The organism is Curtobacterium sp. B18 (genome assembly GCF_000333375.1).
Classification (GTDB): Bacteria; Actinomycetota; Actinomycetes; order Actinomycetales; family Microbacteriaceae; genus Curtobacterium.
In genome coordinates this window covers 1-11,606 of record NZ_BACZ01000495.1, presented here as the reverse complement: position 1 = coordinate 11,606, position 11,606 = coordinate 1, and the positions used below count along the sequence as shown (strand labels likewise).

At 70.5% G+C, this 11,606-nt stretch carries 11 protein-coding genes and 2 pseudogenes; 12 read left to right on the top strand and 1 reads right to left on the bottom strand.

What is annotated here, in order from left to right:
• From I5E_RS23695 to I5E_RS23690, 12 genes and pseudogenes are all read left to right on the top strand, one after another.
• Positions 1 to 219, top strand: a pseudogene (locus I5E_RS23695) (M20/M25/M40 family metallo-hydrolase); the annotation flags it as partial.
• A gap of 73 nt (positions 220 to 292) precedes the next feature.
• Complete coding sequence (locus I5E_RS13115) at positions 293 to 817, top strand: dihydrofolate reductase (protein ID WP_022907390.1); 525 nt, start codon at positions 293 to 295, stop codon at positions 815 to 817.
• 142 nt (positions 818 to 959) lie between these two features.
• Entirely contained in the window at positions 960 to 1,937 is a 978-nt protein-coding gene (gene dapA / locus I5E_RS13110) for a 4-hydroxy-tetrahydrodipicolinate synthase (protein WP_031262666.1), read from the top strand.
• A gap of 49 nt (positions 1,938 to 1,986) precedes the next feature.
• On the top strand, positions 1,987 to 3,663 hold the full coding sequence (locus tag I5E_RS13105; protein ID WP_022907388.1) for a ribonuclease J: 1,677 nt from the start codon (positions 1,987 to 1,989) through the stop codon (positions 3,661 to 3,663).
• Positions 3,664 to 3,859: 196 nt separating this feature from the next.
• On the top strand, positions 3,860 to 6,823 hold the full coding sequence (locus I5E_RS13100; protein WP_022907387.1) for an FtsK/SpoIIIE family DNA translocase: 2,964 nt from the start codon (positions 3,860 to 3,862) through the stop codon (positions 6,821 to 6,823).
• Positions 6,820 to 7,473, top strand: coding sequence for a CDP-diacylglycerol--glycerol-3-phosphate 3-phosphatidyltransferase (gene pgsA, locus I5E_RS13095; protein WP_031262665.1), 654 nt, complete (start codon positions 6,820 to 6,822; stop codon positions 7,471 to 7,473). Before I5E_RS13100 ends, pgsA begins: the two co-directional genes overlap by 4 nt.
• The gene (locus tag I5E_RS13090) at positions 7,470 to 7,988 is read left to right on the top strand and encodes a CinA family protein (protein ID WP_022907385.1); all 519 of its coding nucleotides are present in this window, start codon (positions 7,470 to 7,472) and stop codon (positions 7,986 to 7,988) included. The genes pgsA and I5E_RS13090 overlap by 4 nt, the downstream gene beginning before the upstream one ends.
• A 154-nt stretch (positions 7,989 to 8,142) precedes the next feature.
• A complete protein-coding gene (locus tag I5E_RS13085) occupies positions 8,143 to 8,451 on the top strand; it encodes a helix-turn-helix domain-containing protein (protein WP_022907384.1) in 309 nt (102 codons plus the stop codon).
• An 86-nt stretch (positions 8,452 to 8,537) separates the two neighbouring features.
• The gene (locus I5E_RS13080) at positions 8,538 to 8,762 is read left to right on the top strand and encodes a DUF3046 domain-containing protein (protein ID WP_022907383.1); all 225 of its coding nucleotides are present in this window, start codon (positions 8,538 to 8,540) and stop codon (positions 8,760 to 8,762) included.
• Between the two features lie 294 nt (positions 8,763 to 9,056).
• The gene (recA, locus tag I5E_RS13075) at positions 9,057 to 10,124 is read left to right on the top strand and encodes a recombinase RecA (RefSeq protein ID WP_022907382.1); all 1,068 of its coding nucleotides are present in this window, start codon (positions 9,057 to 9,059) and stop codon (positions 10,122 to 10,124) included.
• On the top strand, positions 10,121 to 11,029 hold the full coding sequence (locus tag I5E_RS22790) for a regulatory protein RecX (protein ID WP_022907381.1): 909 nt from the start codon (positions 10,121 to 10,123) through the stop codon (positions 11,027 to 11,029). The genes recA and I5E_RS22790 overlap by 4 nt, the downstream gene beginning before the upstream one ends.
• Positions 11,030 to 11,058: 29 nt before the next feature.
• Positions 11,059 to 11,253: pseudogene (locus I5E_RS23690) on the top strand (tRNA (N6-isopentenyl adenosine(37)-C2)-methylthiotransferase MiaB); the annotation flags it as partial.
• A gap of 66 nt (positions 11,254 to 11,319) precedes the next feature.
• On the opposite strand, the gene I5E_RS13065 reads toward I5E_RS23690, so the two are convergent.
• Positions 11,320 to 11,606: FABP family protein (locus I5E_RS13065; protein ID WP_022907380.1), on the bottom strand; the 287-nt coding region annotated here is incomplete at its 5' end.

The window sequence follows — 11,606 nt, the reverse complement described above, 5'->3', positions numbered from 1 at the left end:
GACGGACTGCCGGTCCAGGAGCGCACCGGCCTGCCGTACGCCAGCGAGCACCACGGCACCGACGAGGACGGCAACGACGTCCCGACGATGCACGCGTGCGGCCACGACATCCACGTGACGTGGCTGCTCGGCACCCTCGAACGCCTCGCCGCGACCACCGGCGACTGGCACGGCACGGTCGTCGGCGTCTTCCAGCCCGCGGAAGAGGTCATCTCCGGCACTACGAGTACGAGGACTTCACGGTCGTCGGGTACCACCACCACCCGGCGATCCGGGCCGCGGTCGCCGTCTGATGTCGTCCTCGTGGGCCGAACCCGTCCGGGGTGTCGGCATGGTCTGGGCGCGCGCGACGAACGGCGTCATCGGCGCGGACGGCGGGATGCCGTGGCACGTGCCGGAGGACCTCGCGCACTTCCGACAGGTGACGGGTGACGCCACCGTGGTGATGGGCCGTCGGACGTGGGAGTCGCTGCCGGAACGCTTCCGACCGCTGCCGGGGCGCCGGAACGTCGTGCTGACCCGGGACGCCGCGTGGGCGTCGTCCGAGGCCGCGTCCGGAGCCGAGGTGGTGCACGACCTCGCGACCGCGCTCGACACGGACGAGCCGGTGTGGATCATGGGCGGCGGGCAGGTGTACGCGGCGGGGGTGCCCTTCGCCGACCGCGTGTCCGAGACGGTCATCGACGTCGAGGTCCCGGGCGACACCGTCGCGCCGGAGCTCGACGACGCCTGGGTCCTGGCCGACGAGGGCCCGTGGCGGGAGTCGCGCGCCGACGGGACGCGGTACCGCTTCCTCGAGTGGCGCCGGCGCGCGTAGCGCCGGGTGCCGCGCTCGGCGCGTGCCGCACGGCCGCAGGGTGCGAGCCGGGGCCGCGCCGCGCCTCCCGGCCCCCGCGCTCCGGACCGCACCGTCCACGCGGACGGCAGCCCTCGCGCGCATCCCCGGTACGCTGGTGCCCGTGTCCCCGCGTGAGAATCCCTTCGGCCAGGTCCTCGTCGCCCTCGTGACCCCGTTCACGGCTGACGGCGAGGTCGACTGGCCCGGCGTCGAGCAGCACATCGACGACTGCATCACGGCCGGCGCCGACGGCATCGTCGTCACCGGGACGACCGGCGAGACGTCGACGCTCACCGACCCCGAGAAGCTCCGGCTCGTCGAGGTCGGCAAGTCCGTCGCCGCGGGGCGCGCGAAGATCATCACCGGCGGTGGCTCGAACGAGACCGCGCACGCGATCCACCTGTACAAGCAGAGCGAGCGGGCCGGCGCCGACGGCGTGATGATCGTCACGCCGTACTACAACAAGCCGACCCAGTCCGGCGTGCTCACCCACTTCCGGATGATCGCCGACGCCACCGACCTGCCGGTGATCCTGTACGACATCCCCGGACGCACGGGCATCCCGATCACGTACGAGACGATCGTGCGGGCCTCGCACCACCCGAACATCCTCGCCGTGAAGGACGCCAAGGGCGACTTCGCCGAGGTGTCCCGGGTGCTCAACAACACCGACCTCATGTACTTCTCCGGCGACGACACGAACGTGCTCCCGCACCTGTCGATCGGCGCGACGGGGCTCATCGGCGTGACCGCGAACATCACGAGCACGCCGTACCGCACCATCGTCGACGCCGTGAACCGCGGCGACCTCGCCACCGCGACCGCCGAGCACAAGCGCGTCGAACCCCTCGTCCGTGCGATCATGACCCACGTCCCGGGGACCGTCGCGGCGAAGTACGTGCTGCACGGGCTCGGTCGCATCGGCAGCCCCCGCGTGCGCCTGCCGCTCGTCGGCCCCGAGGACTCCGAGGCGTACGCCATCGAGACCTCGCTCGAGGCCGTCCGGGACATCCCGGGCGCCGACTTCTCCAACTTCCGCCCCGACCGCAACGCAGCGGCCGGCGGTGCTCTACCGAAGGTGCCAGGCACCACCCGCTAGCGAACACCGCGGCACGCTCCCCGTGTGTCGCCCGAATCCGTAGGACCGAATGCCCACACAGATCTCCACACCGCAGCCGCTCGAACCCGGCACCCTCCGCGTCATCCCCGTCGGGGGACTCGGCGAGATCGGTCGCAACATGACCGTCTACGAGTACGAGGGCAAGCTGCTCGTCGTCGACGCCGGTGTGCTCTTCCCCGAGGAGCACCAGCCGGGCGTCGACCTGATCCTGCCGGACTTCTCGCCGATCCGGGACCGTCTCGACGACGTCCTCGGTGTCGTGCTCACGCACGGCCACGAGGACCACATCGGCGCCGTCCCGTACCTGCTGAAGCTCAAGGGCGACATCCCCCTGATCGGCTCCACGCTGACCCTCGCGCTCGTCGAGGCGAAGCTCAAGGAACACCGGATCAAGCCGTACACGCTCGTCGTGGCCGAGGACCAGACCGAGCAGCTCGGCCCGTTCCACCTCGAGTTCGTGGCCGTGAACCACTCCATCCCGGACGCCCTCGCCGTCGCGATCACGACCCCCGCCGGTCGGGTCCTGCACACGGGCGACTTCAAGATGGACCAGCTCCCGCTCGACGACCGCATCACCGACCTGCGTGCCTTCGCGCGGCTCGGCGAACAGGGCGTCGACCTGTTCCTGCCGGACTCCACCAACGCCGACGTGCCCGGGTTCACCGCGCCCGAGCGCGACATCGGACCGGTGCTCGAGAACATCATCACGCGTGCCCGCAAGAAGGTCGTCGTGGCGAGCTTCTCGTCGCACGTCCACCGCGTGCAGCAGGTCCTCGACGCCGCCGCGGCCGCGAACCGCAAGGTCGCGTTCATGGGTCGCTCGATGATCCGCAACATGACCATCGCCGCCGACCTCGGCTACCTCCGGGTTCCCGAGAACGTGCTCATCGACACGAAGAAGGCGAAGAACGTCCCCGACGACCAGATCGTCTACATGTCGACCGGGTCCCAGGGCGAGCCGATGGCCGTGCTGGCCCGCATGGCGAACCTCGAGCACCAGATCGAGATCGGCGAGGGCGACACCGTCATCCTCGCCTCGTCGCTGATCCCGGGCAACGAGAACGCCGTGTACCGCGTGATCGACGGGCTCACCAAGCTCGGCGCGAAGGTCGTGCACAAGGGCAACGCGAAGGTGCACGTCTCCGGGCACGCGTCCGCCGGCGAGCTGCTCTATTGCTACAACATCCTGCGTCCGCGCAACGTCCTGCCCGTGCACGGCGAGCACCGCCACCTGTACGCCAACGCGGACCTCGCGATCCAGACCGGTGTCCCGCCGCGCAACGTCATCCTCGGCCAGGACGGCATCGTCGTCGACCTGAAGGACGGCGTCGCCACGGTCGCCGGACAGCTCGACATCGGGTACGTCTACGTCGACGGGTCCACCGTCGGCGAGATCACCGACGCCGACCTCAAGGACCGTCGGGTCCTGGCGGAGGAGGGCTTCATCTCGATCTTCGCCGCGGTGGACTTCACCACCGGCCAGTGTGTCGTCGGCCCGGAGATCCAGTCGCGCGGCTTCGCCGAGGACGACTCGGTCTTCGACGACGTCCGTCCGCAGATCGCGAAGGCCCTGGCCGAGGCGGCCGCGAACGGCACGCGCGACGGGCATGCCTTCGGGCAGGTCGTCCGCCGGACCGTGGGCCGCTGGGTGAACACGAAGCACCGTCGGCGGCCGATGATCGTTCCGGTGGTCATCGAGGCGTGACGCGCCGCGGCCGACGCGCACGTCGCGTCGGCCGCGTCCGAGACCGTCCAGGAGGCGCGGTGCACGTTCCGTCGGGAACGCGCGCCGCGCCTCCTGGCACGTCCGGCGGAGTCTGCAACCCGCGTGCGCGCGCCGGGGACCGCATCCGCGGCGGGGCTTCCTCGGAATGTCCTGCGTGGGGCTTAGGGTTCTGCCCATGGCCGGAGGCACCAAGTCGACCACGCGCTCACGCGCGTCCTCGTCGTCCCGTGGGAGCGGGACGCGCGGGACGTCGCGCACCCAGGCCACGACGAAGAAGCTCCCACCGGCGGCCCCCGGTCCGGTCTTCCGCGAGCAGAACCCCCTGGTGACGTTCTGGCTCGCGATGGCGCACGGCGTCGGCGCGGTCTTCCGGCTGCTCGGCACCGAGACCCTCGAGAAGGACCAGCGACGCGACGGCTTCCCGTTCCTGCTGTTCGTGCTCGCGGTGGCCGGCGCCGTGGTCGAGTGGCTCAACCCGACGAACGCGGTCTCGGTCGCGCTCGACGCCTACACGTTCGGCGGCCTGTTCGGACGACTCGCGTTCGCGCTGCCCGTGATCATGGTCGTCTTCGCCGGCTGGCTCTTCCGGCACCCGGCCTCCGTGCACGACAACACCCGGATCGGGATCGGCCTCGGGCTGCTGCTCGTCTCGATCGCGGCGCTCTGCCACGTGTTCGGCGGCCAGCCGCGCGCCTCGGACGGCATGCCCGCGCTGGCGACGGCCGGCGGCGTGATCGGCTGGGTCGTCATCGCCTGGTTGGTCGCGGTCGCCACCGAGTGGGTGGCGGTGCCGGTCGCCGTGCTGCTCCTCGTGCTCTCGCTCTTCATCATCACCAAGACGCCGCCGAACAAGATCGGCCGACGCCTGCACGAGCTCTACGCGTACCTGTTCGGCGCGCCGGCCCCGGCGACCGAGACGGACGAACCCGTCGCCGAGACGCCCGCGACGCGGACGAAGCCGACGAAGAAGCGGGGCGCGAAGGGCGACACCGACTTCCAGCTCTTCGACGACCTCGGCTTCGACGACGAGCGCGCGGCGGCCGAGGCAGACGCCGACGGCGGCACCGTGCCGTGGTGGCGCCGCAACAAGTCCGGCCGCGAAGAGGACCCCGCGTACGACAGCCCCGTGATTAGCGGCGCGACGTCGACCGTGCCCCCGGCGGCCGCCCCCGCCGCGGGTTCCGATGCCGGTGCCGCGGCCGGCCTGGTCGACCACACACCGGCCGAGCCGGGCTCGGTCAACCTCAACGACTCGGTCGAGCAAGACCTCGAGATCGCCGAGCAGGCGCTCCGCGACTTCGGGACCCCGGTGCCGGAGCGTCCCGCCGCGGCCGAGGTCGTCCGTCCGGACGCCGCGGTGTCGCCGGTGGTGTCCCCGTCGCTCCCGGTCGAGGAACCCCAGCTCGACGCCACGGACGATGCGGACGGCCTGCCCCCGGTCGCCGGCCCCGACGAGGACCCCGCCGCCCCGTACCGGCTGCCCGCCGCGACGACGCTGAGCTCCGGTACACCGTCCGTCGCCCGCAGCCAGGCCAACGACGACATCGTCGCCGCGATCACGAGCGTCCTCACCGAGTTCAAGGTGGACGCGAAGGTCACCGGCTTCTCGCGCGGCCCGACCGTCACCCGGTACGAGATCGAGCTCGGACCCGGCGTGAAGGTGGAGCGGGTCACCGCGCTGTCGAAGAACCTGTCGTACGCGGTCGCCTCGAACGAGGTCCGCATCCTCTCGCCGATCCCGGGCAAGAGCGCGATCGGTGTCGAGATCCCGAACACCGACCGCGAGACGGTGTCCCTCGGCGACGTGCTGCGGTCGAACGCGGCACGGAAGTCCAAGCACCCGATGACCATCGGCGTCGGCAAGGACGTCGAGGGTGGCTTCGTCGTGGCGAACCTCGCGAAGATGCCGCACCTGCTCGTCGCCGGCTCCACGGGGTCCGGCAAGTCGGTGTTCATCAACTCGATGATCACCTCGCTGCTCATGCGCGCGAAGCCGTCCGAGGTCCGCATGGTCCTCGTCGACCCGAAGCGCGTCGAGCTCTCGATCTACGCCGGCGTCCCGCACCTCATCACGCCCATCATCACGAACCCCAAGAAGGCTGCCGAGGCGCTGCAGTGGGTCGTGAAGGAGATGGACATGCGGTACGACGACCTGGCGTCGTTCGGGTTCCGGCACGTCGACGACTTCAACAAGGCGATCGCCAACAACGAGATCATCCTGCCCGCGGGCAGCGAGCGGAAGCTCAAGCCGTACCCGTACCTGCTCGTCGTCGTCGACGAGCTCGCGGACCTGATGCTCGTCGCGCCCCGTGACGTCGAGGAGTCGATCGTCCGCATCACCCAGCTCGCCCGAGCCGCCGGCATCCACCTGGTGCTCGCGACGCAGCGCCCGTCGGTCGACGTCATCACCGGACTGATCAAGGCCAACGTGCCGTCGCGCATCGCGTTCGCGGTGACGAGCGTCACCGACTCCCGGGTCATCCTCGACCAGCCGGGCGCCGACAAGCTCATCGGCCAGGGCGACGCGCTCTTCCTGCCGATGGGGTCCTCGAAGTCCCTGCGCGTGCAAGGCGCCTGGGTGCAGGAGAGCGAGGTCGCCGAGGTCGTCCAGCACGTCACCCGGCAGGCCCGCCCGGAGTACCGGCAGGACGTCCAGGCCGTGGTCGAGCGCAAGGAGATCGACGCGGACATCGGCGACGACCTCGAGCTGCTGCTCGCGGCCGTCGAGCAGGTCGTGTCGACGCAGTTCGGGTCGACCTCGATGCTGCAGCGGAAGCTCCGAGTCGGGTTCGCCAAGGCCGGACGACTCATGGACCTCATGGAGTCCCGCGACATCGTCGGGCCCTCCGAGGGCTCCAAGGCACGCGACGTCCTCGTGACGACCGACCAGCTGCCGGCCGTGCTCGCGAAGCTCCGGGGCGAGGAGCCCCCAGCGGGTGCCGCTGCGGTCGCCCCTGTCCCCGCCCCCGCCGGCGGTCCCACCGGCACTCCGGCCGCAGCGGTCCCGACGTCGCCGTCCGCGCCGACCGGCGACACCGACCGGTACGGTTCCGATCCGGTGGCGGACATGACCCGCGGGTACGATGAGGTCGACGACGAGCCCGATGAGGACGCGTGGGGACTGACGGGCAGGGAGTGAGTGCGATGACCGCCTCGGACAGCACGGAGACCACGCACGGCGCACGCTTCCCGTGGCGCGGCCGGCTCCTGCGCAAGGGCCCCGGCCCGGCGTCGACGGGCAACGTCGCGAACATCATCACGGTCGTGCGCATCCTGATGGCGCCGCTGTTCTTCGTGCTGCTGTTGACGGATGCCGGTGCCGACGGGTCGCTGCGCATCTGGGCGGCCGTCGTCTTCGTCGTGGCGATCGTGACGGACAGCGCCGACGGGATCATCGCCCGGCGGCAGAACCTCGTCACCGACTTCGGGAAGCTCGTCGACCCGATCGCCGACAAGGTCCTCATCGGCGGGGCGCTCGTCGCCCTGTCGATCCTCGGCGAGCTGCCCTGGTACGTGACCGTGCTGATCATGGTGCGTGAGATCGGCATCACGGTGTTCCGCTTCGCGGTCCTCTCCGACCGGGTGATCCCGGCGAGCCGTGGCGGCAAGATCAAGACCGTCCTGCAGGCCGTCGCGCTGACCGCCGCGCTCTTCCCGTGGTGGAACCTCGTCGGGGACTGGGCGCACTGGGTGAACGGCATCCTGATGACCGCGGCGCTCCTGGCGACCGTCCTGAGCGGGATCGACTACCTGTACCAGGCGTGGAAGCACAACCGGACCACGGCGTGACCCCGGCCGACGACCGGGCCGACGTCGCCGCGGTCGCCCGCGACCTCGTCGCCCGGCTGACGGACGCGGGGGAGACCGTCGCGGTGGCCGAGTCGCTCACCGGCGGCCTCGTCGTGTCGACGTTGGTGGCGGTCCCCGGAGCCAGCGCGGTGGTCCGCGGCGGGGTGGTGGCCTACGCGACGCCCGTGAAGCACACCGTGCTCGGTGTCTCCGAGGCGCTGCTCGCGTCGAACGGCGCCGTCGACCCCGAGGTCGCGCGGCAGATGGCATCCGGTGTCCGGCAGGCTCTGGCGGTCGACGGCGATCCCACGACCTGGGGGATCAGCACGACCGGTGTCGCCGGGCCGGACCCGCAGGACGGTCAGCCCGTGGGCACCGTGTTCGTCGGCATCGCGGACGCGGACGGCGCCGTGTCCTTCGAGCTGCACCTCGACGGCGACCGCGATGCAATCCGACGGGCGACCGTCTCCGAACTCCTGGCACGGATGTCGTCCACGATCCGGGGCCGGGAATAGGTCCCGTTTCCACTGGGTTACATCTCACGCAATCTCCAGCAGTAGAGCAGCCAGCGTGGTTAGCATGCTGCAACCGGCAACGCTACTGTTGCTGAACCCGAACTCGGCCACCCGGACCGAGCGGGCGCGGAGACGACAGAGAGGAGGAGTTCTCATGGTTCTCGTTCGTCAGGAAATCGGCGACGTTCTGCGGGACTTCCGCTTGCAGAAGGGCCGGACCCTCCGTCAGGTCGCGTCCAAGGCCAGCGTGGCTCTCGGGTACCTCAGCGAGGTCGAGCGCGGGCAGAAGGAAGCCAGCTCGGAGATCCTCGCGTCCGTCGCGGACGCGCTGGACACCCCGATCTCGACCATCATGCGTGAGGTCGGCGACCGTCTCGCGGTCATCGAGGGACTCACCCCGGTCCCCGACACGCTCCCGGACGACCTCGTCGCCGAGTTCGACAACGACCTCGCGGTGCGCTGACGCCACCGCTTCGAAGAACGCCCCCGTCGGTCCGCCGGCGGGGGCGTTCGTCGTTCGCGGGGTGACGCCGTGGCTACGCTGGAACGATGCGTGTGAGTGAGTTCTGGCGGGCCGTCGACCAGGTGTTCGGCGATGCGTACGGTGCCGTCGTCAGCCGTGACGTCGTGCTCGAGGAGCTCGGTGGACGATCGGCGGCCGAGGCACTCGACGCAGGGATCGATGCGCGCCGCGTGTGGGAGGCGCTGTGCGAGTCGCAGGACGTCCCGCTCGAGAAGCGGCACGGCAAGGGGTTGGCGGAGCCGAGGGACTGAGGCGGCGCGGGTGCGAGCGAGCGCGCGCGCATCGCTCGCACGGAGTCCGAAACTCTGTTCGGCGTGTTGCTCGAACGGGTGTTCGATCGGTGGTAGCTTCCTCCACAGCGGCGCTGTCCAGTGAGTTCGTCCACAGATCGCGTGGCCGTCGGCAGTGATGTCGGTGGCCCGCCCTAGGTTCGAGTCAACGGGAACAGCCCGAAGCCTTGTCGCTGAAGCACCGGCCCTGCACCATCGGCCGGGGTGGACGCGACAGCCTACAGGCGGCCGACACCGAGCACGAAGGAGCACACCATGCCATCACCCCAGGACCGCGAGAAGGCCCTCGAGACCGCTCTCGCCCAGATCGACCGCCAGTTCGGCAAGGGCACGGTCATGCGCCTCGGCTCGGACGAGCGTGCTCCCGTCGCTACCATCCCGACGGGGTCGGTCGCGCTCGACGTCGCGCTCGGCATCGGCGGACTCCCGCGCGGCCGCATCATCGAGATCTACGGCCCGGAGTCGTCGGGTAAGACGACCCTGACGCTGCACGCGATCGCCAACGCCCAGCGCGCGGGCGGCATCGCAGCCTTCATCGACGCCGAGCACGCGCTCGACCCCGAGTACGCGAAGAAGCTCGGTGTCGACATCGACGCGCTGCTCGTCTCCCAGCCGGACACCGGTGAGCAGGCGCTCGAGATCGCCGACATGCTCGTCCGTTCCGGTTCCATCGACCTCGTCGTCATCGACTCCGTCGCCGCGCTCGTGCCCCGTGCCGAGATCGAGGGCGAGATGGGTGACTCGCACGTCGGTCTGCAGGCCCGACTCATGTCGCAGGCGCTCCGCAAGCTCGCCGGTGGCCTCAACCAGACGCAGACCACGATGATCTTCATCAACCAGCTGCGCGAGAAGATCGGTGTGTTCTTCGGTAGCCCGGAGACCACCGCCGGCGGCAAGGCGCTGAAGTTCTACGCCTCGGTCCGTCTCGACATCCGTCGCATCGAGACGCTCAAGAGCGGCACCGACGCGGTCGGCAACCGCACTCGCGTCAAGGTCGTGAAGAACAAGATGGCCCCGCCCTTCAAGCAGGCCGAGTTCGACATCCTGTACGGCACGGGCATCTCGCGCGAGGGCTCGTTGCTCGACTTCGGTGTCGACCACGGCATCGTCAAGAAGTCGGGTGCCTGGTACACCTACGACGGTGACCAGCTCGGACAGGGCAAGGAGAACTCGCGTTCCTTCCTGATCCAGAACCCCGAGATCGCAGCCGAGATCGAGGGCAAGATCCTCGCGAAGCTCGGTGTCGGCGGTGCGTCGGCCGAAGCGGTCGAGGCGCCCGTCGACTCGATCGCGCCGAAGATCGCGGAGCGCAAGGGCGCGTGACGACCGACCACGACGGTGACGAGGGCCTCGCACCGGTCACCGACCTCTTCGGTGCACGCGGTGCGCGGTCCCGTCGCCCCGCGGCCGGTCCGGCTGCCACGCCGGACACAGCCGCGCACGACCGGGCGAACCGTCATGACACCGGACCCCTTGCCGGCAGGGGCAGCGGCACCGACACCGATGCCGACGCGGACGCGCCGGTCCCGCTGCCGGTCCGGGGCGCCAGGGCGCAGGCCGAATGGCTCTCACCCGTCGTCGGGGACGGCTCTGGTCGGAGTGCCCGCGCTGAGCAGGACGGCTACGACGACCGCACGGCGGACGCCACGACCGCGTCCGTCTTCGCGATCGACGGCGGTGCCGAGCTCGACCCGGCCGATGCGCCCCGTCCGGTCGACGAACAGCGCGCGGATGCCGAACGGCTGAGCATGCGTGCGCTCGGGCGCAAGGGCGTCAGCGAGTCCGAGCTCCGGACGATGCTGACGAAGAACGACCTCGACCCGGACGTCGTCGAGTTCGAGATCCAGCGACTCACCCGTGTCGGTCTCGTGGACGACGTGGCACTCGCGACCGACCTCGTGGACCGTCTGCACGACCGGAAGGGTCTCGGCCGGCAAGGGGTCGTCGCCGAGCTCCGACGGCGCGGGATCGACCAGGCAGCGATCGACGCGGCACTCGAAGCGGCTGCTGACGACGAGGACGACGAGTTCGTCCGCGCGATCGAACTGGCGCAGAAGCGTGCGGGCCAGCTCCGCGGCCTCGACCGGGCCACGGCGGAACGTCGGCTCTCCGGGTTCCTGATGCGCAAGGGCTACAACGGCGGAGTCGTCCGCATCGCGGTCGAGCGTGCGCTCGACGGCGGTGGCCGCCCGCCGGCCGGCCCGCGCGGTTCCGTCCGCTTCGAGTAGCGTCCCGACGGTTTTACACTGGGACGACCATGGCCACCGTCGCAGCGCGCCCCCGCACCTACCAAGTCCGCACCTACGGGTGCCAGATGAACGTGCACGACTCCGAGCGGTTGAGCGGGTCGCTGCAGGCCGCCGGCTACGTCGCGGCCGACGGCGAGCAGGCGGACGTCGTCGTCATCAACACGTGCGCCGTGCGCGAGAACGCCGACAACCGGCTGTACGGCTGCCGAAGTGCGCGGCGGGGCCCGCGTCCGTCGCCACGAAGCCGGCGCGACCGGCGAAGGCGGACATCAGTCGACCTTCGCGAGCTGCCCCGATGCGTGCGAGGTCAGCTCCTTGCCGAGCGCGGCGATGTCCCACGCCCAGAAGAGCTTGCCCTCGACCAGACCGTAGAGCCGGGTCGCCGCGGAGTAGTCCTTGGCGTTCGGCGAGCGCATCACGGCGTCGGTGGCGAGGTCGATCCGGCCCTTGCGGACCCGTCCGACGTAGAGCTCGTTGACGCCGGTGGGGTGGATGATCGCCGCCTCGACGTCGAACCCGTCGGTGGTGTTCCGCAGTGCCTCGACGCTCTCGACGG